Source organism: Mycobacterium sp. E787 (assembly GCF_001668725.1).
Lineage (GTDB): Bacteria > Actinomycetota > Actinomycetes > Mycobacteriales > Mycobacteriaceae > Mycobacterium.
In genome coordinates this window covers 1-22,188 of record NZ_LZKL01000014.1, presented here as the reverse complement: position 1 = coordinate 22,188, position 22,188 = coordinate 1, and the positions used below count along the sequence as shown (strand labels likewise).

The following is a 22,188-nucleotide window of genomic DNA, read 5'->3' as shown; positions in this document are numbered from 1 at the left end:
CGAACCAAGAACGGGCGTTAGGCTGGCGAACCGCTGACGGAGGCCGCACGCAGCGTGATGCGGTGGCGCCCCGCCGGCACCACGACGGCCGGCCCGGCCGGCTGCCCGTCGATCTGCACCACCGCCCCGTCGGGCAGCCCCGCCAGCGTGATCCGCGTGGCGACGTCGGTGGCCACGGTGATCGTCGACGACGGCAACCCGGCCAGGCCGGCGCGCGCGACGTCGACCGTGAGGCCGGCGACACCGGTGAGGCGCAGCGTCAGATACGGCAGCGGCGCGACGGCCCGTCCCACCTGCCAGTCCAGCTCGCTGTACAGGCCGGGCGACGGGTCGAGGTTCCAGACAACGCCGCGGTGGTGCCGGATCGCGTGCGTCGGGTCCGGCCGGGCGTACGACCGCGCGTCGACTTCGGCCACCGCCCCGCGCCGCCCCGTCACCGACGCGTCGGCGGCCAGCTCCGAGACCCACCACGCCTGGTGCGGCCCGATGCCCAGATCGGCGCGCACCAACTGCGGGTACCACGCGAACGTGATGTGTCCCGGATCTGCTTGGCGCACAGCCGTTCCCATGTGCGCGATCGGGTCCTCGAACTTGTCCTGCAGCACCCAGGCGATGTGATCCTCGAGCGGATAGACGGTGAACCGGTGTCGGTAGCCCAGCCGGTCGAGTTCGAGCACCTGCTCGGCGGCCGAGGCGAACGGCACCAGCTCGTCGACCAGCCCGTGGGCGATGACGTACGGCAGCCAGCGCGCATTGACCAGCAGCTTCCAGGTGTCGCCCTCGCGGGCGCACGGCGACTCCGGGTCGAGATCGGCCGGGATGTCCACGTCGGGCAACAGCCGCACCCCGCAGGCCGGCGGCCCGGCCAGGACGACCGCCTGGGAGAAGACCTGGGGGTAACTCAGCCCCAGCTTGTAGGCCGCAAACCCGCCCATCGAATAGCCGGAGATGACGGTGCGATTCGGGTCGGTGCCCAGCTGCTCGGCGACCCGGGCCCACACCTCCCACACGTCGAGTTCCCCGGTGTCGAAGTACCAGCTCGACGGGCCCCGGGCCAGCGGCGTCACCACCACCGAGTCGCGGCCCTCGCACACCTCGTGCAGCAGGCGCGGGTCGATCGCGGCGAACTGGCTTTGGCCCAGCGCCAGTGAGTGCAGCAACAGCGTCAGCGGCAGCGCCCGCCCCGGCGCGTAGCTGGACGGCAGGCAGATCGAATACGGCTGGACGCGCCCGAGGAACTGCGGCTTGGTGCTCAAGATGTCGTAGGAGGCCAGCCCACCTTCGATACCCTGGCCCAGCTCGACCGAGGACACATACCAACGGGTCGACGGGCCGGTGACCACCGGCTCGGGCTCGGTTTCGCGGGCGGCGAGCCGCCCCCACGGCACGGTGACGGCGAACGCGGACACGTCGCCATGGGTCAGGGCCGCGGCCTGGGCGGAATCCGACCAGAAGTTCAGGTGCGGCGGTTCCTGCTCGGTGGTGCGGAACGCGAGGTTGTAGACGTTGGGTTGCCCGGGTAGCGCCCCGCGCTCGGCGGGCACGTCGGCGAACCCGTCACCCGCAGGGTTGGCCAGGCCCGCGGCCAGCCGGACCTTCCAGGTGCCGGTCGGCTCGACCAGCGATCTCGGCACCTGAGCCACGAACGACCGCGACTGCGTGTCGACGCTGTGTTCAACGGGCGTCTGCGCCCCGCTCGTCAGGTCGATCAATGCGGCGCCTCGCCCGGACACCAGCAGGGCCATGTCGATGCCCTCCGAGCGCACGCCCGCCCCGGCCGGCCAGTCCGCGGCGGCGGTTCGGGCGGGGTCGGTGTCGAAGGTGAACAGCGCGATGGGCACCGAGGCGTCCACCAGCGTGTTCCAGTCGATTCGCCACCACGTGTGGGTCTCGGTGAGCCCGACGGCGACGCGGAAGATGTCGGCGCCGTTGCCGGCGGCGGGACCGTCGGGATAGACGTAAGTGCCGCGCGGAGGTGCCTGAATCTTCAGATCGCCGACGGGGAGGCCGGTCGCGCCGTGGTCGTCGTAGAGGAAGTCGGTCCAGAACAGGGCGCCGCCGGCCAGCCGGCCGGTGCCGCAGGTGCGCGGAAAGTCCTCGCCGAACGGCCAATTCGACGGCACCGGCAGCCGCGGTTCGGGGCGCCGCGCCGCCGGCGGCACCCCCTCGGGCATCCCGTCGACGACGACCAGCTCGCCCGGCGGCGCCGGCGCGGGAGCGACGGGGTGCAGCACCGCGTCGGCGAAGTGACGCGCGATGCGCAACGGAAGCAGTGTGAGGTCCAGGATCGACACGTGGCCCAACCTACGCGGAGGGGCCGTCATGCCTGCTAGGACGCGGGCACCACGATCAGTTCGTGCGGCCGGTTGTTGACGGCCAGGGCGCCGTCCTCGGTGACGACGACGATGTCCTCGATCCGGGCGCCCCACCGGCCGGGAAAGTAGATGCCGGGCTCGACGGAGAAGGCCATCCCCGCGGCCAGCGGCAGATGGTTGCCGGCGACGATGTACGGCTCCTCGTGCACCGACAGACCGATGCCGTGCCCGGTGCGGTGCACGAAGAACTCCGCCAGCCCGGCCTCGGCCAGCACGTCGCGGGCGGCGGCGTCGACCTGCTCGGCGGTCACACCGGGACGGACGGCCTCCAGAGCCGCGCGCTGGGCCCGCTGTAGCACCGAATACTGTTCCGCCACAGCGGGTTCGGGCTCACCGATGCTATAGGTGCGCGTCGAATCGGAGTGGTAGCCGGGCTCGTACGCGCCACCGATGTCGACGACGACGATGTCGCCCCGCTGCAGTTCGCGATCCGAGTAGCCGTGGTGCGGGTCGGCCGCGTGCGGTCCAGAGCCGACGATGATGAACGCCACCTCCGAATGCCCTTCCGCGACAATGGCTTCGGCGATGTCGGCGGCGACGTCCGCCTCGGTGCGGCCGGGGCGCAAAAACTCCGGCACGCGGGCGTGCACGCGGTCGATGGCCGCACCAGCCTTGTGCAGCGCGTCGATCTCGCACTCCTCCTTGACCATCCGCAACTCGCGCAGCACGTCGGTGGCCAGCATCGGCAGCACGCCGAGGACGCCGGCCAGCGGCAAGAGGTGCAGGGCGGGCATGGAATCGGTGACGGCGGTCGCGGCGGGCCCCCCGCCCAGGGCCGCGCTCACCAGCCGGTAGGGGTCGTCGCCGTCGACCCAATCACGAACGGCCAGGCCCAGTTCCGCCACGGCCGACCCTTTGAGGGCGGCCAGCTCCAGCCGGGGCACCACCACCGTCGGCTCGCCGGACGCCGGCAGCACCAACGCGGTGAGCCGTTCGAGGGTCTGGGCGCGCGAGCCGACGAGATAGCGCAGGTCATAGCCCGGCGTGATCACCAGGGCGGCCAGCCCGGCGTCGGCGGTCGCCGCGGCCGCCGCTGCCAGCCGGCGCGCGTACACGTCCGCGTCGAATCGGTCAGAGCTCATGTTTGCAGAAACTATTCTGCGGTAGTTGATAATTCACGCTTCATCGGCACCTAAGACCTCGACGACGGCGCCCGATGGGGCACGCACGAAGAACTCGCCGAGGTTGTCCTGGGCGGCATCGGGATCCGCTTCGATGGGCTCGTCGAGCAGAACACGATAAACGCAGAAATCGGAATGCTTTTCGGCGATCGCACGTGCGACGTCGAGGCGGGTCGTCGCGTACGTGTACTCCTTGTCGTCCATCGGGTCCAAGGTGCGAGTAGCCCGGTCGCCGGGATTGAGTCCGCGCTTGTCGGCCCGGTAGTACACCGCATCATCGCTCATGGTCAGCCCTCCAGCCCTTCTCTCAGCACCCGGTCGAAGGCATAGCTCGTCAGTTTAGCGACGCAGCCCCACCGGCCGCGCTGATCGACAGAGGCGATGCCATCACCGCGGTGCCCGGGGAGCCCCACCTGCGCCCCAGCCAGCACGGATTCCAGAACCGGCACCGCGCACCGCGCCGATGACACCCTGCGACCAGGCCCGGCCCGGTCGGCCCGCCACCGACCGACTGCCCTCACGCCAGCCGTCGCGAATTCCGTTGGTTGTTCCGCGCATACCGCCGATCACGCCCCCGACCGCGGCGCGGACGAACCTGCCGGCCACCGCCGGGCGGCCCTGCCTTGTCACGAGACCGACGCCGTGGACGACATCATGTTCCCAGCTAACCGCGTCGCCGACGGCGCTGGCAATATAGCCGGCATGCCACCACCCCTGCGATCGCCGCTGGTGCTGCTCGACGGCGCCAGCATGTGGTTCCGCTCGTATTTCGGGGTGCCGTCGTCGATCACCGCTCCCGACGGCCGGCCGGTCAACGCCGTGCGCGGGTTCCTCGACTCGATGGCCGTCGTGATCACCCAGCAGCGGCCCGGAAGGCTGGCGGTCTGCCTGGACCTCGATTGGCGGCCGCAGTTCCGGGTGGACCTCATCCCGTCGTACAAGGCGCACCGGGTCGCCGAACCCGAACCGGCCGGCGAGCCCGACATCGAGGAAGTGCCCGACGACCTGACGCCCCAGATCGACATGATCATGGAGCTGCTGGACGCGTTCGGGATCCCGACCGCGGGCGCGGAGGGTTTCGAGGCCGACGACGTGCTGGGCACGCTGGCTGCCCAAGAGCGCAGCGATCCGGTCGTGGTGGTCAGCGGTGACCGCGACCTGCTGCAGGTGGTGGCCGACGATCCCGTCCCCGTTCGGGTGCTCTACCTGGGCCGGGGGCTGACCAAGGCCACCCTGTTCGGGCCGGCCGAGGTGGCCGAAACCTATGGTGTCCCACGCGAACGCGCGGGCGCGGCCTACGCCGAGCTCGCGCTGTTGCGCGGCGATCCGTCCGACGGCCTGCCCGGGGTGCCTGGCGTCGGTGAGAAGACGGCGGCCATGCTGCTGGCCCAGCACGGCTCGCTGGAGCAGATCCTGGCCGCCGCGCAGGATCCAAAGTCCAAGATGGCCAAGGGTTTACGGAGCAAATTGCTGGGCGCGACGGACTATATCGAGGCCGCCGAACGGGTGGTGCGGGTGGCCACCGACGCGCCGGTCACGCTGTCGACACAGAACGATGCCCTGCCGCTGACGGCGGCCCACCCGCAACGCACCGCCAAGCTGGCGACCGAGCTGGGCGTCGGCTCGCCGATCGCCCGCCTGCAGAAGGCGCTCGACGCGCTGCCCGGCTGACCGCTTACTGCGGTCGGCCGACCTCGTAGGTGCCCTTGTTGTCCTGGAAGGTCACCGTCACGTGCTTCTTGGCGCCGTCGATGCTGACGTCGCAGTCGAAGGTGCCGCCCTTCTTGACGACCGGGTCCTGGCCGTGGTTGCAGGAGACGTCTTTGACGTTCTTGGCGCCGTAGCCGTTGGTCTCGTCGGTGAGGATCTGCTGGACCCCGGCCTGGGCCTTGTTGACGTCCAGCTTGGTGGTGACGAAAAACCCGGGCTCCCAGAAGCCGAGCACGAGCACGACCGCGACGACCAGCAGGGCGATCGCGCCGGCCACGCCGCCGATCAGCGCCGTCGAGCGCTTCTTCGGGGGCTGTTGCTGGTAGGGCGCGTACTGCTGCGGGTATTGCCCGTACTGACCGGGCTGGCCGTACTGGCCGGGCTGGCCGTACTGACCGGTCTGACCGTACTGGCCCGGCTGCGGGTACTGACCGGGCTGGCCGTACTGGCCCGGCTGGCCGTACTGGGGCGGCTGCGCGCCGTACTGCCCGGGCTGGGCCCCGGGTTGGGCCCCGGGTTGGGCGTAGCCGGGCTGTTGCTGGGGGTACTGCTGCGGGTAAGCCTGCTCCGTCGGCTGCTGGTACTGCGGATAGTCGGCGGGCGGCGTGGCCGGCGTGTAGGCCGGCGCCTGCCACGTCGCGTCCTGGCCCGACTGCTGCTGCCAGGGCGACGGGCCGACCTGCGTGGGCTCCGAGGAATGATCGCCGGCCTGACCGGGCGGCTGCCACTCGTGGCCCGGCTCCGATCCCTGCGGTCCGCTCATCGTTTCTCCTCAGTTCCCTTGTGTCTCGCGCTATTAACGCACTGTAACGGTAGCTCGCGCCCAGCCTACCCGGCGTCAACTGCAACGACGCCGCGCCGAACGTCATTGATGGCGCGCTTGGCGGTGCCGCGGAGGTCGGGATCCGGCGCGGCGTTGCGCACCTGGTCCAGCAGGTCGAGCACCTGGCGGCACCACCGCACGAAGTCCCCGGCCGACAACGGCGAACCGGTTCCGGTGATGTCGGCGACGGCCAACGCCGCGGCCAGGTCCCCGGTCCGGGCCCACCGGTAGATGACGTTGACGAAGCCGTCGTCGGGTTCGCGGCTCGGGGAGATCCGGTGCGCGTGCTCGTCGGCGCGCAGCGCGGTCGACAGCCGCGATGTCTGCTGCAGCGCCTGCCGCAACCGCTGGGTGGGCACCTCGGCGGCCAGCGCGCCACCGGGGCCGTCACCGCCGCGAGACTCGTACAGCACCGCCGAGACCACCGCGGCCAGCTCCGCGGGTTTCAAGCCCGACCACGCGCCGCTGCGCAGGCATTCGGCGACCAGCAGGTCGCTCTCGCTATAGATCCGGGCCAGCAACCGGCCGTCGTCGGTGACGTGGGGCTCGGTGGCCGGCCCCTGGATGAAGCCGCGCTCGGTGAGCAGCCCGACGATCCGGTCGAACGTCCGGGCCAGCGAATTGGTGGCGGCGCCCACCCTCTTCTCGAGTTGCGCGTTGTCCCGTTCGATGCGCAGGTAGCGCTCGGCGTCCCGCATCTTGGCCTCGAGGCCCGGGCTGTTGTGGGCCGGATGCCGGCGCAGCTCCGCCCGCAGCGACGTCAGCTCGGGGTCATGAAAAGCGCCGTCCCCGTCGCCGCGACCGCTGCGGCGCGTGGCCGGAACCGCCAGCCCTTCGGCGGCCGTTCGCAGCGCCGACGCCAGATCGCGCCGAACCCGCGGCTGGCGGTGTTCCACCCGCTTGGGCAACGACATCGAGCCGACCGGCGCCGCCGCGCCCGAATAATCCGCCGACGAAATCCGCCCCGCCCAACGGTTTTCGGTGAGCACGAGGGGGCGCGGATCGGAACTGTCGCGTGCCGACTCCAGCACCACCGCCAGCCCGCCGCGGCGGCCGTGCGTGATCGTGATGATGTCGCCGCGCCGCAGCGCGGCCAGCGCGTCAGTGGTCGCCTGCCGGCGCTGCAGCCGCGACGCGCGAGACTGGGCGCGTTCCATCTCCGAAATCCGGGCGCGCAGCCGGGCGTATTCGAAGATCGGGGCGTCGCGACCGCCCAGCTCGGCGGCGATCTCGTCGAGCATCCGTTGGCCGCGCTCGATCCCGCGGACCAGGCCGACGACGGAGCGGTCGGCCTGATACTGGGCAAACGACTGCTCGAGCAGTTGATGCGCCTGCTCGGGGCCCATCTGGTGCACCAGGTTGATCGTCATGTTGTACGACGGGGCGAACGAGCTGCGCAGCGGGAAGGTGCGGGTGGAGGCCAGGCCGGCCACCGCCGAGGGTTCGGTGGTCTCCTCGCTGGGATTCCAGAGCACCACCGCGTGGCCCTCGACGTCGATGCCGCGCCGGCCGGCGCGACCGGTCAGCTGCGTGTACTCCCCCGGCGTCAGCGGCACATGCTGCTCGCCGTTGAACTTGACCAGCCGCTCGAGCACCACCGTGCGCGCCGGCATGTTGATGCCCAGCGCCAGGGTTTCGGTGGCGAAGACCGCCTTGACCAGGCCGGCGGTGAACAGCTCCTCGACCGTGTGCCGGAACGCGGGCAGCATGCCGGCGTGGTGGGCCGCCAGGCCGCGCAGCAGCCCCTCCCGCCATTCGTAGTAGCCGAGCACGGCCAGGTCGGCGTCGGCCAGATCACCGCAGCTGTGATCGATCACCTCGGCGATCTGGGCGCGCTCCTCCTCGGTGGTCAGCCGCAGCGGCGACCGCAGGCACTGCTGCACCGCGGCGTCACAACCGGCCCGCGAGAACACGAACGTGATCGCCGGCAGCAGGCCCTGCGAGTCGAGGATCGCGATCACGTCCGGCCGCGCGGGCGGCCGGTAGAAGCGCGGCCGGCCGGCACCGGCTCGCCCCGTGCGCCCGCGCCTGGGCTGCCAGTCGGACATCCGGTCCGCCTCGCGGCGATGGGAGATCTGGCGCAACAGGTCGGGGTCGACGCGGGTCTTGTCCGTCTCGCTGTCGTAGTCGAACAGATCGAACAGGCGCTTGCCGACCAGGACGTGTTGCCACAGCGGAACGGGCCGGTGCTCGTCGACCACCACGGTGGTGTCGCCGCGAACGGTCTGGATCCAGCCGCCGAACTCCTCGGCGTTGCTCACCGTCGCCGAGAGGCTGACCAGCCGCACCTCCTCGGGCAGGTGCAGGATCACCTCCTCCCACACCGGTCCGCGCATCCGGTCGGCCAGGAAATGCACCTCATCCATCACCACATACGAAAGCCCTTGGAGCGCAGGGGAATCGGCGTAGAGCATGTTGCGCAGCACCTCGGTGGTCATCACCACGACGGGTGCGTCGCCGTTCACGGACATGTCGCCGGTGAGCAGCCCGATCCGGTCGCGGCCGTAGCGCTCGGTCAGGTCGGTGTGCTTCTGGTTGCTGAGGGCCTTGAGCGGGGTGGTGTAAAAGCATTTGCCGCCGGACGCGAGCGCCAGGTGCACGGCGAATTCGCCGACCACCGTTTTGCCGGCGCCGGTCGGCGCGCACACCAGCACGCCGTGGCCGCGTTCGAGTGCCGCGCAGGCCCGCCGCTGAAAGTCGTCGAGGGTGAAGCGCAGTTCCGCGGCGAACCGGGGCAGCTCGGTCAGTTCGGTCACGCCGTCGCCCGATTGCGCGAGGGTGCGTGTTTGTACGGCGACACGCCGATATTGATGTACAACTGCGCACGCTCGCGCCAGGAAAAGCTACGTGACGTCGTCATGTTGACCGGCGGTGTACGAGGGCTCCGGTACCGGCTCGACGATCGGCTCCGGCGCCTCGATGACCGAGGCTTGGTCGTCGGGAATCGCCTCCTGGGCTTCGCGCTTGGCCTTGCGCCTGTCGTGCAGCCGCGCGATCTGGATGGCGAACTCGAGGAGCACCGACAGCGCCACCCCGAGCGCCGTCATCGAGAACGGGTCGGATCCGGGTGTGAAGATGGCCGCGAAGGCGAACATGCCGAAGATCAGCCCGCGCCGCCACGACTTGAGCTTCTCGTAGGTCAGCATGCCGGTCTGGTTGAGCATGACGATCAGCAGCGGGAACTCGAAGCTGACCCCGAACACCACCAGCAGGTTGATCAGGAAGCCGAAATAGCGGTCCCCGGACAGCGCGGTCACCTGCACGTCGCTGCCGACGGTCAGTAAGAAGCCCAGCGCCTTGGACAACACGAAGTAGGCCAGCACCGCGCCGACCACGAACAGGACCGCCGCGGGTATCACGAACGCGATCGCGAAGCGGCGCTCCTTCTGGTAGAGCCCGGGCGTGATGAACGCCCACAGCTGGTAGAACCACACCGGGCAGGCCAGCACGATCCCCGCCGTCATCCCGACCTTGAGCCGCAGCATGAACTGGTCGAACGGCGCCGTGGCCAGCAGCCGGCACTGGCCGTCGGCGCTGATGCTCGCACGCGCCGACTGGGGCAGCGCGCAGTACGGGTGACGCAGCCACTCACCGAGGCTTTCCAGCCCGAAGATCGAGTGCGAGTACCAGACGAACCCGAAGATCGTCGTCAGCAGGATCGCGGCCAGCGAGATCAGCAGGCGGGTGCGCAGCTCGGTCAGGTGATCGACCAGCGACATCGTCGCGTCCGGGTTGGTGCGGCTGCGCCTGTTGCGCGGGTTGAGCCGTTTCAGCAAGCCGGCGGTGCGCGCCGAAACCTTGAAACCTTTCACGATGCTCGTCTAGTGCTCGTGGCGCTCGGGCACCGCGGCGGCGCGGCTACGCCGGGCGCGCTTCGGTGTGCCCCTGCTCGGTGGCCGCCGGCGGGTCGACCCGCTGCGACTGCACGGGCTGGGGTGTCTCGATCGAGGGAGCTTCGGGCTTGCCTTCGGTCTGCATTTCGCGCATCTCGGACTTGAAGATGCGCATCGACTTGCCCAACGAGCGCGCGGCATCGGGGAGCTTCTTGGCACCGAACAGCAGGATCACCACGACAGCGAGAATCGCCCAGTGCCACGGACTAAGACTGCCCACTTTGATTACCTCCAGACGTCCACCCGATGCTACCGCAGCCAGGGCCGCAGCTACTGTGGCCGCGCCGCGACCTGGTAGGACTCCAGGGCCGCGGCGGCGGCATCCCGTACACGCCGGGCCAGCGACTCCGGTTCAAGCACCCGCACCGCCGAGCCGAAGCCCAGCACCAGGCGGGTCATCCAGTCCTCGGAGGCATACGTCATGACGGCCTCACACGAGCCGTCGGCCAGCTCGAGCACCTCCCGCATCGGGTAGTACTCGAACATCCAGGACGCCGAGGGGGCCACCCACAATTTGGCCGCCGGCAGCGCCGGATCGCCGTCGAACAGCGACGTGTCCGGCGGCGCCTGCCGCGCCGGCTCGGGGGCGGCGGCCGGCTCGCCCAGCTCGGTGGCGTCGACGATCCGGTCGAAACGGAACAGCCGGACGCCCTCGGCCTCGCGCGACCAGGCCTCCAGGTAGCTGTGCCCGCCGATCAGCAGGACGCGGATGGGGTCGACGATCCGGCTGGTCAGGGTGTCGTGCGAGGCGGAGTAGTAGTCGATGGCCAGCGCGTGCTTGTACTGCACGGCGGTGCGCACCGCGGCGGCGGCCCGGCTTTCGACGGGGGCGGGCTCGTCGACGGCCGCCGTGACGTCCTGCCCGACCGCACCCGCGGCGGCCTCGATCTTCGCGATCGCACTGCGCGCCGCTTCCGGGTCGACCACGCCGGGAATGTCGGCCAGCGCCCGCAGCGCCACCAGCAGGCCCGTCGCCTCGGGCGACGTGAGCTTGAGCGGACGGTCGATGCCGGCCGAGAACGTCACCTCGATGGTGTCGCCGGAGAACTCGAAGTCGATGAGGTCACCCGGGTAGTAGCCGGGGAGGCCGCACATCCACAGCTGGTTGAGGTCCTCCTCCAGCTGCTTGGCGGACACCCCCAGGTCGGCGGCGGCCTTGGCGCGGGTGACCTTCGGGTTGGCCTGGAAGTACGGCACCATGTTGAGCAGCCGGACCAACCGGGTGGACACGGGAGTCATCTGCCGCCCGCTTCCACGTGCGACCGCAGCCGGGAAACAACATCGTCGCGCAGGGATTGCGGCTCGAGGGCGACGGCGTCGGGCCCGTAGCCGGCGACGTCGCGCGCCAGCTGGTCGGCGGAGACGATGTCGAGTTCGATCACCTCGCCGCGTCGCCCGGCCAGCTCGCGCGCGGCGATCGCCCGCCCTGCCCGCCGCAGGGCGGTGGCCCGCCCGTCGGCGACCCAGACCCGGGCCTGTCCCCCGCCCGGCCACTCGGTGACCGTCTGAGCCACGATCTTGCGCAGGTCGACGCCGTCGGGCACGGTGACCGCGCCGGGCGGGCCGATCGGAGTGACGTCCGCGCCGATCCGGGACAGCCGGAAGGTGCGGGTGGCGTCGCGGTCGCGGTCGTGGCCGACCAGATACCAGCGGCCCTTCTCGGTGACCACGCCCCACGGCTCGACGGTGCGCGTGGTGTAGGGCTCGGCTCGGGACGGCCGGTGCGGGAACCGCACGGCCTGACGGGAATCGATGGCAGACAACAGGATTCCCAGCACTTCTTCAGATCCGCGCAGGCCCGGCACCCCGGCCGGGGACGCGATGGCGACCGGGGCGTCGATATCAAAGGGGTCGACGTCCACGCCGGCGGCGCGCAGCTTGAGCAACGCGCCCTGGGTGGCGGTGATCAGTTCGGGTGACTCCCACAGCTGCGTGGCGACCGCCACCGCCGCAGCCTCGTCCGGCGTCAGCCCCACCGGCGGCAGCGCGTACGCGTCGCGGTTGATCCGGTAGCCCTCGGTGGGGTCCGTGACCGACACCCGGCCGACCTCCAAGGGGATGCCCAGATCACGCAGCTCGTTCTTGTCGCGCTCGAACATCCGCGAGAACGCCTCGGCGCTGGGGCTGTCGGAATAGCCGGCGACGCTGGACCTGATCTTCTCGGCGGTGATGTAGCCGCGGGTGGACAGCAGCGCGATGACGAGGTTGACCAACCGCTCGACTTTCGAGGTCGCCATTTGCACCAGGTTATAGCCGCCGCCCGCCCCGCGCCTGCACCGGCCGGCGAGTCGCAGCATTCACAATGGCCACATCAGTCACACGGGCGCTGCCGCGGTTGGAAGCTACCGGCTACATGCTGGCGATCAGCCGCTTGACCCGCTCGTCGACGGCCCGGAACGGGTCCTTGCACAGCACCGTGCGCTGCGCCTGGTCGTTGAGCTTCAGGTGCACCCAGTCGACGGTGAAATCGCGGCCGGCGGCCTGCGCGGCGCTGATGAACTCCCCGCGCAGCCGGGCGCGGGTGGTCTGCGGCGGGTGGTCGACGGCCTCGGCGATGTCCTCGTCGGTGGTCACGCGCGCGGCCAGGCCCTTGCGTTGCAACAGGTCGAAGACGCCGCGGCCGCGCTTGATGTCGTGGTAGGCCAGGTCCAGCTGGGCGATCTTCGCGTCGGACAGCTCCATGTTGTAGCGATCCTGGTAGCGCTGGAACAGCTTGCGCTTGATCACCCAGTCGATCTCGGTGTCCACCTTGGCGAAATCCTGGCTCTCGACGGCGTCGAGTTGGCGACCCCACAGGTCGACGACCTGCTCGATCTGCGCGTTGGGCTCCCGGGTCTGCAGGTGCTCGACGGCGCGGCTGTAGTACTCGCGCTGGATGTCCAGGGCGCTGGCCTGACGCCCTCCCGCCAGCCGGACCGGGCGGCGGCCGGTGATGTCGTGGCTGACCTCGCGGATGGCGCGGATGGGGTTGTCCAGCGAGAAGTCGCGGAACGGCACGCCGGCCTCGATCATCTCCAGCACCAGCGCCGCGGTGCCGACCTTGAGCATGGTGGTCGTCTCGCACATGTTGGAGTCGCCGACGATGACGTGCAGCCGCCGGTATTTCTCGGCGTCGGCGTGCGGCTCGTCGCGGGTGTTGATGATCGGGCGGCTGCGGGTGGTGGCCGAGGAAACGCCCTCCCAGATGTGCTCGGCGCGTTGGGAAAGGCAGAACGTCGCCGCCTTGGGCGTCTGGAGCACCTTGCCGGCCCCGCAGATCAGCTGGCGGGTGACCAGGAACGGCAGCAGCACGTCGGAGATCCGGGAGAACTCGCCGGCCCGCACGATCAGGTAGTTCTCGTGGCAGCCGTAGGAGTTGCCCGCCGAGTCGGTGTTGTTCTTGAACAGGTAGATGTCCCCGCCGATGCCCTCGTCGGCCAGCCGCTGCTCCGCGTCGACGAGCAGGTCCTCGAGCACCCACTCGCCGGCCCGGTCGTGGGTGACCAGCTGCACCAGGCTGTCGCACTCGGCGGTGGCGTACTCGGGATGGCTGCCGACATCCAGGTAGAGGCGGGCGCCGTTGCGCAAGAAAACGTTGGAGCTACGTCCCCACGACACCACCCGCCGGAACAGGTACCGCGCGACCTCGTCCGGAGACAGGCGGCGATGGCCGTGGAACGTGCAGGTGACACCGAACTCGGTCTCGATGCCCATGATTCGTCGCTGCACGTAATCGAGGGTACTGGTTGTCCGACCGCTAATGTGAGCAAGCCGCGCCCACGGATGCTATTGGCCGGATTGGATCCAGTCGGCACCGTCGCCGACGAGGCCCACCGGACCCCTCCGCGCCGGGTCTAGTCCTTGGGCTTCTCGTCGGGATCTGTGGTCTTGCCCTTGGCTTTGGAGCCCTTTTTGTCGAGCTCCTTGAGCATGCTTTCCAGGGCGGGCCGGGTGATCCGCCGAAACGCGCGGCGCGGCCGGTTGGCGTCCAGGATGGCCACCTCGAGGCTGCTCACGTCGATCGAGTGTTGATCGCCGTTGGACGCTTCCGCGCTGCCCGCCCGCAGCGCCGCCAGGGCGATCCCCAACGCCTCGCGAAGGTGCGCGTTTTCGGCGTAGGACTCCTTGAGCGCGGTGGTGATCGGCTCGGTGGTGCCGCCCATCACCACGAAGTGCGGCTCGTCGGCGATCGATCCGTCATACAGGATCCGATACAGCTCAGGCGGTTTCGATTCGCCGTAGTGGGCGACCTCGGCGACGCACAACTCGACCTCGTAGGGCTTGGCCTGCTCGGTGAAGATGGTGCCGAGGGTCTGCGCGTAGACGTTGGCCAGCTGCCTGCCGGTGACGTCGCGGCGGTCGTAGGCGTAGCCGCGGGTGTCGGCGAACTGGATTCCGCCACGGCGCAAGTTGTCGAATTCGTTGAACTTGCCCGCGGCCGCGAAGCCCACGCGATCGTAGAGCTCGCTGATCTTCTGCAGGGACCGCGACGGGTTCTCCGCGACGAACAGCACGCCATCGGCGTAGGCCAGCGCCACCACGCTGCGGCCCCGCGCGATGCCCTTGCGCGCGAGCTCGCTGCGCTCGCGCATCGCCTGCTCGGGCGAGATGAAATACGGAAAGCTCACTTGTCACCCCGCGGCTCGGAATCCGGACCGAAAGTGTCTGCGCGCGAACGGCTTTCGATTACCTCGCGGGCCAGCTCAGCGATGCGGGCCTCCGGCACCTCGGCGGCGCCCTCGGCGCCGATGGTGACCGCCGTCGGGTAGATGCCGCGGACCAGGTCCGGTCCGCCGGTGGCAGAGTCGTCGTCGGCGGCGTCGTAGAGCGCCTCGACCGCCACCCGCACCGCCGAATCGACGTCGGTGACTTGCGCGTAGAGCTTCTTCATCGACGACTTGGCGAAGATCGAGCCCGACCCAACCGCCTGGTAGCCCTCTTCCTCGATGTTCCAGCCGCCGGCGGCGTCGAACGACACGATGCGGCCGGCGCTTTCGGCGTCCGCGGCGTGGATGTCGTAGCCCGCCAGCAGCGGCAGGGCGACCAGCCCCTGCATCGCCGCCGCCAGGTTGCCGCGCACCATGATCGCGAGCCGGTTGACCTTGCCGGCGAAGGTGAGCGGCACGCCCTCGAGCTTCTCGTAGTGCTCGAGTTCCACCGCGTAGAGGCGTGCGAACTCGACGGCGATCGCGGCGGTGCCGGCGATGCCGGTCGCGGTGTAGTCGTCGGTGATGTACACCTTCTTGACGTCGCGCCCGGCGATCATGTTGCCCTGCGTCGAGCGCCGGTCACCCGCGATGAGGACGCCGCCGGGATATTTCAGCGCGACGATGGTGGTGCCGTGCGGAAGTTGTCCGCCGGCGGCGACCGCGTGCGCGCCGCCGCTCAGGCTCGCCGGCAGCAGCTCCGGCGCCTGGCGGCGCAGCAGGTCGGCGAACGAGGACAGGTCTATGGCCGGGTTCCCGGGGAGGGCGGAGTTAGTGGGCAGGCGATCGGCAAAAGGCCAGGTCACTGTCCGCCCTTTTGGACATACGCGCGGACAAAGTCCTCGGCGTTTTCCTCAAGGACGTCGTCAATCTCGTCGAGCAGGTCGTCGGTGTCTTCAGCTAACTTCTCGCGACGCTCCTGGCCCGCGGCCGCGCCGTCGGCGAAGTCGTCTTCATCGCCGCCGCCACCACCACGCTTGGTCTGCTCCTGAGCCATCGCCGCCTCCTGCTTAGTTGTCGGCTCGTGTTATCCCAAGTCACGCGCCCGCTTAGTCTTCTCTACAGTACCGGTCAACGCCGACGTTTCCCGCTCTAACTGTTAGCTGGTCAGTTGTTCCACCAGTTCGACCGCGCTGTCCACCGAGTCCAATAACGCCCCGACGTGGGCCTTGCTCCCCCGCAGCGGCTCCAGGGTGGGGATGCGCACCAGCGAATCCCCACCGAGGTCGAAGATCACCGAGTCCCAGCTGGCCGCGGCGATGTCGGCGCCGAACCGGCGCAGGCATTCACCGCGGAAGTAGGCGCGCGTGTCCGTCGGCGGATTGTCGACAGCTTCGAGCACCTGGTGTTCGCTGACCAGACGCTTCATCGAGCCGCGCGCGACCAGCCGGTTGTACAGGCCCTTGTCCAGCCGCACATCGGAGTACTGCAGGTCGACCAGGTGCAGCCGCGGCGCCGACCAGCTCAGGTTCTCCCGCTGCCGGAAACCCTCCAGCAGCCGCAGCTTGGCCGGCCAGTCCAGCAGCTCGGCGCAGTCCATCGGGTCGCGCTCCAGCTTGTCGAGCACATCGGCCCAGGTCTCGACGATGTCGGCGGCGCGGGGGTCGGGGTCGCGGCCGTCCACCAGCTTGGCCACCCGGTCGAGGTAGATCCGTTGCAGCGCAAGGGCGGTCAGCTCGCGGCCGTCGGCCAGGGCCACCGCGACCCGCAGCGACGGGTCGCGGCTGATGGCGTGGACGGCGTGGACGGGGCGCGCCAGCGCCAGGTCGGTCAGGTCTATCCCGTGCGCGGGGCCCTCTTCGATCAGGTCGAGCACCAGCGCCGTGGTGCCCAGCTTCAGATACGTCGACGTCTCGGCGAGGTTGGCGTCGCCGATGATGACGTGCAGCCGGCGGTATCGGTCGGCGTCGGCGTGGGGCTCGTCGCGGGTGTTGATGATGCCGCGTTTCAGCGTGGTCTCCAGGCCGACCTCGACCTCGATGTAGTCGGAGCGCTGCGACAGCTGGAAGCCCGGCTCGTCACCGGAGGGGCCGATGCCGACCCGGCCCGAACCCGTCACGACCTGCCGCGACACCAGAAAAGGGGTCAGGCCGGCGATGATCGCCGAGAACGGCGTCTGCCGCGACATCAGGTAGTTCTCGTGCGACCCGTAGGAGGCGCCCTTGCCGTCGACGTTGTTCTTGTAGAGCTGCAGTTTCGCGGCGCCCGGCACGCTGGCGACGTGCCGCGCGGCGGCCTCCATCACCCGTTCGCCGGCCTTGTCCCAGATCACCGCGTCGAGCGGGTCGGTGCACTCCGGCGCGGAGTACTCCGGGTGCGCGTGGTCGACGTAGAGGCGCGCCCCGTTGGTCAGGATCATGTTGGCCGCCCCGACCTCGTCGGCGTCGACGACGGGCGGGGGCCCGGCCGAGCGGCTCAGGTCGAAGCCGCGGGCGTCGCGCAGCGGCGATTCGACCTCGTAGTCCCAGCGGGTCCGCTTGGCGCGCTGAATGCCGGCGGCGGCCGCGTAGGCCAGCACCGCCTGGGTCGAGGTGAGGATCGGGTTGGCGGTCGGGTCCGACGGCGACGAGATGCCGTACTCGACCTCCGTCCCGATAATCCTTTGCATTACTTCAAGATAGGCCCGCTTATCATGTGGCCCGCTGGGCGGGGTGATCTGGGGGCCCGAATTCGGCGCGATAATCCCCGGCGCACGGCTGATCGGCCACTAGGGTGAGCCCGCATGGGCCCTTCTCTCCGCCGCCCGCCGGGGACGGCGAGCGGCGCGGCCGAAAGCTGGTTCCTCGAGCGCGGATTGCCTTCGGTGCTGACGAGACGCTCCCGGTGGCGACGGCTCTGGCCGCGGTCGGCTCCCATGCTGGCGGCCTACGCGACTTTGCAGGCCTGCGTCCTGCCGATCTACCTGATCACCGGCGGCCACGACGTCGAGATCACCGGGCAGCCGACGGGCCCGGAGTTGGTCGTGCTGAGCATCATCGGGCTCGCGCTGCCGCTGATGGCCGTGGTCGGCTGGCTGGTGTCGCGGTCGCGCAGCGGCCGGATCCGCGCGGGCACCGCGACGATCGCGGCGCTCGTGGTCGCGTGTGTCGGGCTCACCGTCGGCGGACCCGGCGAACTGGCTCAAGAGGCCATCGTCGTCGCCGCGGTGCTGACACTGACGGGCTGTGGCGTCGGATCGGTGGTCGGATGGGCGGTGCGGATGACGCTCTCGCACCTTGCGACGGTCGGGGCCTTGGTCGTCCGCGCCCTGCCGGTGGTGCTGCTGACGGCCCTGGTCTTCTTCAACACCTACGTCTGGATCATGGCCAAGACGATCAGCGGGCAGCGGCTGGGGCTGGCGATCGCCTTTTTGCTCTCGATCGCCGTGGCATTCGTCGTCTCCGCGACGTGGGAACGGGCCCGGCCGGCGCTCGGATCCACGATGTCGGTGCTGCCCAACGACAGTGAACGGCTCGCGGGCACGCCCTTCGCGGACATGCCGGACGCCCCCGACTGCGCTCCGCTGACGCGGGCCGAACGGCTCAACGTCGTCTTCGTGCTGGCGGTCTCGCAGCTGGCGCAGATCCTGGTGGTCGCGGTGGTCACCGCCACGATCTACCTCGTCCTCGGGCTGATCGTGCTGACGCCTGCGCTGTTGAACGAATGGACCCACACCTACAAAAGCACCGCGACGGTGCTGGGATTCACGCTGCCGGTGCCCGATTCGCTGATCCACATGACCTTGTTCCTCGGGGCCCTGACGTTCATGTACATCAGCGCCCGAGCCGCGGGCGACGCCGAATACCGCGCCACCTTCCTGGATCCCCTGATCGACGACCTGCATGCGACGCTGATCGCACGCAACCGCTACCGCGGGGCCGAGGCGCTCGCGGCGTGTGAAGTTGACGCCACCAGCGGCGGTGATTAACTTCACACGGATGACCGACCTGGCTGGAAAGCGTTACGGCGAAGTGCTTCTCGTGACCCCCGGCGAGGCCGGCCCGCAGGCCACGGTCTACAACAGCTTCCCGCTCAACGACTGCCCCGAAGAGCTGTGGTCGGCGCTGGACCCGCAGGCCATCGCCGCCGAAAACGGCGCGGCCGCAGCGCTTCTCAACGGTCCCCGCTACTGGTTGATGAACGCCATCGAGAAGGAACAGCAGGGCCCCCAGATCAGAAAGACCTTCGGCGGGATCGAGATGATCCAGCAGGCCACCGTCCTGCTGTCGTCGATGAACCCCGCGCCCTACAGCGTCAACACGGTGTCCCGCCACACGGTGTTCGTGTTCAACGCCGGCGAAGAGGTCTACGAACTACAGGATCCGCAGGGGCACCGCTGGGTCATGCAGACCTGGAGCCAGGTCGTCGACCCCACCCTGTCGCGTGCGGATCTGCCGAAGCTGGGCGACCGGCTCAAGCTGCCCAACGGATGGTCCTACCAGCCGCGCGTGCTCACCGAAGAGTTGCGCATCGACACGACCTCCCGAGCCGCCCAGGTCACCCAGGATGACCTGACCAACAGCTACTCGCTGGTGACCGCCTAGCACGGGCGACGGAGCCGCCCTACAGGTACTGACCCAGGTTGGACTCGGTGTCGATGGCCCGCGACGCGCTCGACGACTTGCCCGTGACCAGGGTGCGGATGTAGACGATCCGCTCGCCCTTCTTGCCCGAAATCCGCGCCCAGTCATCGGGGTTGGTGGTGTTGGGCAGGTCCTCGTTCTCGGCGAACTCGTCGACGATCGAGTCGAGCAGGTGCTGGATGCGCAGGCCGGGCTGGCCGGTCTCGAGCACCGACTTGATCGCGTTCTTCTTCGCCCGGTCGACGACGTTCTGGATCATCGCCCCGGAGTTGAAGTCCTTGAAGTACATGACCTCCTTGTCACCGTTGGCGTAGGTGACCTCCAGGAACCGGTTGTCGTCGATCTCGGCGTACATCCGCTCGACGACCTTCTCGATCATCGCCTTGATGCAGGCCGTGCGGTCGCCGTCGAACTCGGCGAGGTCGTCGGCGTGCAGCGGAAGCGTCTCGGTGAGGTACTTCGAGAAGATGTCCTGCGCCGCCTCGGCGTCCGGGCGCTCGATCTTGATCTTCACGTCCAGGCGGCCCGGCCGCAGGATCGCGGGGTCGATCATGTCCTCGCGGTTGGAGGCGCCGATCACGATGACGTTCTCCAGGCCCTCGACGCCATCGATCTCGCTCAGCAGCTGCGGGACCACCGTCGTCTCGACGTCCGAGGAGACTCCGGTGCCGCGGGTGCGGAAGATCGAGTCCATCTCGTCGAAGAACACGATCACCGGCGTTCCCTCCGACGCCTTCTCACGCGCCCGCTGGAAGATCAATCGGATGTGCCGCTCGGTCTCGCCGACGAACTTGTTCAGCAGCTCGGGGCCCTTGATGTTGAGGAAGTACGACTTCGCCTCGCGGGCATCGTCGCCGCGCACCTCGGCCATCTTCTTGGCCAGCGAGTTCGCGACCGCCTTCGCGATCAGCGTCTTGCCGCAGCCGGGCGGGCCGTACAGCAGCACGCCCTTGGGCGGGCGCAGCGCGTACTCGCGGTAGAGCTCCTTGTGCAGGAACGGCAACTCGACGGCGTCGCGGATCTGCTCGATCTGTCGGGTCAGGCCACCGATGTCCTGGTAGCTGACGTCGGGCACCTCCTCGAGCACCAGGTCTTCGACCTCTGCCTTGGGGATGCGCTCGAAGGCGTAGCCGGCCTTGGTGTCGACCAGCAGCGAGTCGCCCGGGCGCAGCTTGCGGGGCTTGGTGTCGTCGTTGAGGGCGTCGGGAACGCCGTCCGGCAGGTCCTCGGCGACCAGCGGCTCGGCCAGCCACACGATCCGCTCCTCGTCGGCGTGGCCGACGACGAGCGCACGGTGCCCGTCGTTGAGCACCTCGCGCAGGGTGGAGATCTCGCCGACCGATTCGAACGTGCCCGCCTCGACGACGGTCAGGGCCTCGTTGAGCCGGACCGTCTGACCCTTCCGCAGCGTGGCGACCTCGATGTTGGGCGAGCAGGTCAGGCGCATCTTGCGGCCCGAGGTGAACACGTCGACCGTGTCATCGTCGTGCGCGGCCAGCAGGACGCCGTAGCCGCTGGGCGGCTGCCCGAGCCGGTCGACCTCCTCGCGCAGCGCCAACAGTTGCTGGCGAGCCTCCTTGAGGGTCTCCATCAACTTGGAGTTGCGCGCCGCGAGGGAATCGATGCGCGCTTCGAGCTGATGCACATCGCGGGCCGAGCGGGTGCCGCCGTGCGTGCCAACCGCGTGCTCGAGTTGTTCGCGCAGCACCGCTGCCTCACGGCGTAACTGTTCCAATTCGGCAGCATCGCCGCTGGACATGCCAATGTCACCGGTGTTACCGAATGCTTCAGAACGCTCTGAGTCACCCATGTTGCGCTCCTTTCCCGCCCCGAAATTCGCGGTGGTACTTCAACGCTACCGGCGATTGCCGGTTGATGTGCGCAGTCAAATGCTCACGAAAAGTTAAGACTTTGGTTCCACTGGTAATCTCTGCCACGAATCGCGCCGAGCGAAAGGACGGCCGTGGCCCCAAAACCCCTTGCCACGGGCTCCGCCGGCGCCGTCCGGGTCGGCGCGGCGGCTCCCGCTGTGACATCCATTGCACCCGTTGGCCCGACGGCACACGTGGGCGCCTGACCAGAACGAGTTGTATGCACCGACGCCTGTCCGTTGCGCTGATGGCCGCCACCGCGGTGGCGGCCATCGGGCTCGCCGGATGCTCCCACACCGGCCCCAGGGTGGTGTCGTCCCCCTCGTCGCGCGTCCCGATCACCTCGACTCCGGTCGTCGTGGCGGCTCCCCCGACCGCCCCGCTGCCGCCCCCCGAAGCCCTGACCGAGGTGCTGAATCGGCTCGCCGACCCCAACGTGCCGGGCATCAACAAGGTGGACCTCGTCGAGGGCGCGACCGCCGACAGCGCGGCCACCCTGGACAGGTTCACCGGCGCGTTGCGGGACAACGGCTACCTGCCGATGACGTTCGCGGCGAACGACATGGCCTGGTCGGACAAGAATCCGTCCCACGTCCGGGCCACCGTGACGGTCAACACCGCCCAGGCCAACAACGGCAAATTCACGTTCCCGATGGAGTTCGCACCGTTCCAAGGGGGCTGGCAGCTATCTCGCCGAACCGCCGAAATGCTGCTGGCGCTGGGTAACTCGGCCACCGGGCCGCCCTCACCGGCCAATCCGGCCCCGGGCCCCGGGCCGGCGCCCGAGCCCGCGCCGGCTCGCGCCCGGCGCCGTCGCGCCCGCGCCACTGGGCCGCAAACGCGAGGGCCGCGACGGGTAGCCGTTCAGTCGTCACTGTGGTGCAGTCCCCGCCGCACCGACAGCAGCTCGAATTCGGGATGCGCGGCCACCAGGCGTTCGGCGGCGTCGAGCACGTCGACGGCGTGGCCCCGGTCGCCGGACACCACGCCCACTCCGATCCCGGCCCGCCGATGCAGGTCGGCTGGCTCGAGTTCGACGTGCTGCTGGGCCCGGAGCTTGGGGTGCGATCACTCAAACAGAAGCGGTCGGTGGTTCGTCCCGTCGTGGCCGAGCTGCGGCGCAAGTTCAGCGTGTCGGCAGCCGAGAC

At 69.5% G+C, this 22,188-nt stretch carries 19 protein-coding genes and 2 pseudogenes; 5 read left to right on the top strand and 16 right to left on the bottom strand.

Annotation, left to right across the window (positions count from 1 at the left end):
* Positions 1-17: 17 nt before the first annotated feature.
* Genes A5705_RS01560 through A5705_RS01550 form a run of 3 tightly spaced genes read right to left on the bottom strand, consistent with a single transcriptional unit; the run spans position 18 to position 3,781 of the window.
* Positions 18-2,294, bottom strand: coding sequence for an alpha/beta hydrolase-fold protein (locus A5705_RS01560; RefSeq protein WP_068274799.1), 2,277 nt, complete (start codon positions 2,292-2,294; stop codon positions 18-20).
* A gap of 35 nt (positions 2,295-2,329) precedes the next feature.
* Positions 2,330-3,457, bottom strand: a complete 1,128-nt coding sequence (locus A5705_RS01555; protein ID WP_068274796.1) for a Xaa-Pro peptidase family protein — start codon at positions 3,455-3,457, stop codon at positions 2,330-2,332.
* A gap of 33 nt (positions 3,458-3,490) precedes the next feature.
* Positions 3,491-3,781, bottom strand: a complete 291-nt coding sequence (locus A5705_RS01550) for a hypothetical protein (RefSeq protein WP_067872830.1) — start codon at positions 3,779-3,781, stop codon at positions 3,491-3,493.
* Positions 3,782-4,210: 429 nt separating this feature from the next.
* On the opposite strand from A5705_RS01550, the gene A5705_RS01545 reads away from it, so the two are divergent.
* The gene (locus A5705_RS01545; protein ID WP_068274974.1) at positions 4,211-5,167 is read left to right on the top strand and encodes a 5'-3' exonuclease; all 957 of its coding nucleotides are present in this window, start codon (positions 4,211-4,213) and stop codon (positions 5,165-5,167) included.
* Positions 5,168-5,171: 4 nt separating this feature from the next.
* Here A5705_RS01545 and A5705_RS01540 read toward each other — a convergent pair whose 3' ends face one another.
* The 11 genes from A5705_RS01540 to dop form a co-directional block, all read right to left on the bottom strand.
* Positions 5,172-5,969, bottom strand: a complete 798-nt coding sequence (locus A5705_RS01540) for a DUF4333 domain-containing protein (RefSeq protein ID WP_068274793.1) — start codon at positions 5,967-5,969, stop codon at positions 5,172-5,174.
* Positions 5,970-6,034: 65 nt separating this feature from the next.
* Positions 6,035-8,785, bottom strand: coding sequence for an RNA helicase (locus A5705_RS01535; protein WP_068274790.1), 2,751 nt, complete (start codon positions 8,783-8,785; stop codon positions 6,035-6,037).
* 87 nt (positions 8,786-8,872) lie between these two features.
* Positions 8,873-9,841 carry a twin-arginine translocase subunit TatC gene (gene tatC / locus A5705_RS01530; protein ID WP_156763002.1) on the bottom strand — a complete coding sequence of 323 codons (969 nt, stop codon included), beginning with the start codon at positions 9,839-9,841 and terminating at the stop codon, positions 8,873-8,875.
* A gap of 46 nt (positions 9,842-9,887) precedes the next feature.
* Positions 9,888-10,142 (bottom strand): Sec-independent protein translocase subunit TatA, encoded by a 255-nt coding sequence (gene tatA / locus A5705_RS01525; protein ID WP_067872839.1) that lies wholly within the window; start codon positions 10,140-10,142, stop codon positions 9,888-9,890.
* Positions 10,143-10,192: 50 nt separating this feature from the next.
* Complete coding sequence (locus tag A5705_RS01520) at positions 10,193-11,161, bottom strand: YafY family protein (protein WP_068274787.1); 969 nt, start codon at positions 11,159-11,161, stop codon at positions 10,193-10,195.
* Positions 11,158-12,159, bottom strand: coding sequence for a YafY family protein (locus A5705_RS01515; RefSeq protein WP_068274968.1), 1,002 nt, complete (start codon positions 12,157-12,159; stop codon positions 11,158-11,160). The genes A5705_RS01520 and A5705_RS01515 overlap by 4 nt, the downstream gene beginning before the upstream one ends.
* Before the next feature lie 112 nt (positions 12,160-12,271).
* Complete coding sequence (pafA, locus tag A5705_RS01510; protein WP_156738220.1) at positions 12,272-13,630, bottom strand: Pup--protein ligase; 1,359 nt, start codon at positions 13,628-13,630, stop codon at positions 12,272-12,274.
* 125 nt (positions 13,631-13,755) lie between these two features.
* Positions 13,756-14,529 (bottom strand): proteasome subunit alpha, encoded by a 774-nt coding sequence (gene prcA / locus A5705_RS01505; protein WP_067872848.1) that lies wholly within the window; start codon positions 14,527-14,529, stop codon positions 13,756-13,758.
* Entirely contained in the window at positions 14,526-15,413 is an 888-nt protein-coding gene (prcB, locus tag A5705_RS01500) for a proteasome subunit beta (protein WP_067872851.1), read from the bottom strand. The genes prcA and prcB overlap by 4 nt, the downstream gene beginning before the upstream one ends.
* Positions 15,410-15,604: a ubiquitin-like protein Pup gene (locus A5705_RS01495; protein WP_068274784.1), complete on the bottom strand. Its 195-nt coding sequence runs from the start codon at positions 15,602-15,604 to the stop codon at positions 15,410-15,412. The genes prcB and A5705_RS01495 overlap by 4 nt, the downstream gene beginning before the upstream one ends.
* A gap of 102 nt (positions 15,605-15,706) precedes the next feature.
* Positions 15,707-17,215 (bottom strand): pup deamidase/depupylase, encoded by a 1,509-nt coding sequence (dop, locus tag A5705_RS01490; protein WP_067872853.1) that lies wholly within the window; start codon positions 17,213-17,215, stop codon positions 15,707-15,709.
* A 114-nt stretch (positions 17,216-17,329) separates the two neighbouring features.
* On the opposite strand from dop, the gene A5705_RS01485 reads away from it, so the two are divergent.
* Complete coding sequence (locus A5705_RS01485; RefSeq protein WP_082956230.1) at positions 17,330-18,514, top strand: hypothetical protein; 1,185 nt, start codon at positions 17,330-17,332, stop codon at positions 18,512-18,514.
* 10 nt (positions 18,515-18,524) lie between these two features.
* The gene (locus A5705_RS01480) at positions 18,525-19,130 is read left to right on the top strand and encodes a hypothetical protein (RefSeq protein WP_067872856.1); all 606 of its coding nucleotides are present in this window, start codon (positions 18,525-18,527) and stop codon (positions 19,128-19,130) included.
* Between the two features lie 19 nt (positions 19,131-19,149).
* On the opposite strand, the gene arc is transcribed toward A5705_RS01480, so the two are convergent.
* Positions 19,150-20,979, bottom strand: a complete 1,830-nt coding sequence (arc, locus tag A5705_RS01475) for a proteasome ATPase (protein WP_068274781.1) — start codon at positions 20,977-20,979, stop codon at positions 19,150-19,152.
* Positions 20,980-21,260: 281 nt separating this feature from the next.
* Here arc and A5705_RS28350 point away from each other — a divergent pair.
* Positions 21,261-21,824 (top strand): annotated as a pseudogene (locus A5705_RS28350) (hypothetical protein); the annotation flags it as partial.
* A gap of 80 nt (positions 21,825-21,904) precedes the next feature.
* On the opposite strand, the pseudogene A5705_RS26860 reads toward A5705_RS28350, so the two are convergent.
* Positions 21,905-22,060 (bottom strand): annotated as a pseudogene (locus A5705_RS26860) (DUF503 family protein); the annotation flags it as partial.
* On the opposite strand from A5705_RS26860, the gene A5705_RS26855 reads away from it, so the two are divergent.
* Positions 22,004-22,188, top strand: a 185-nt coding sequence (locus A5705_RS26855; protein ID WP_231982346.1) for a DUF503 family protein, incomplete at its 3' end; no start/stop codon positions are given. The pseudogene A5705_RS26860 and the gene A5705_RS26855 overlap by 57 nt on opposite strands.

Coding starts and splice junctions, on each gene's coding strand:
- A5705_RS01495 (WP_068274784.1), bottom strand. CDS start 15,604: ATGGCTCAGGAGCAGACCAAGCGTGGTGGTGGCGGCGGCGATGAAGAC.
- A5705_RS01485 (WP_082956230.1), top strand. CDS start 17,330: ATGGGCCCTTCTCTCCGCCGCCCGCCGGGGACGGCGAGCGGCGCGGCC.
- arc (WP_068274781.1), bottom strand. CDS start 20,979: ATGGGTGACTCAGAGCGTTCTGAAGCATTCGGTAACACCGGTGACATT.
- A5705_RS01515 (WP_068274968.1), bottom strand. CDS start 12,159: ATGGCGACCTCGAAAGTCGAGCGGTTGGTCAACCTCGTCATCGCGCTG.
- A5705_RS01555 (WP_068274796.1), bottom strand. CDS start 3,457: ATGAGCTCTGACCGATTCGACGCGGACGTGTACGCGCGCCGGCTGGCA.
- A5705_RS01480 (WP_067872856.1), top strand. CDS start 18,525: ATGACCGACCTGGCTGGAAAGCGTTACGGCGAAGTGCTTCTCGTGACC.
- A5705_RS01540 (WP_068274793.1), bottom strand. CDS start 5,969: ATGAGCGGACCGCAGGGATCGGAGCCGGGCCACGAGTGGCAGCCGCCC.
- A5705_RS01520 (WP_068274787.1), bottom strand. CDS start 11,161: ATGACTCCCGTGTCCACCCGGTTGGTCCGGCTGCTCAACATGGTGCCG.
- dop (WP_067872853.1), bottom strand. CDS start 17,215: ATGCAAAGGATTATCGGGACGGAGGTCGAGTACGGCATCTCGTCGCCG.
- A5705_RS01550 (WP_067872830.1), bottom strand. CDS start 3,781: ATGAGCGATGATGCGGTGTACTACCGGGCCGACAAGCGCGGACTCAAT.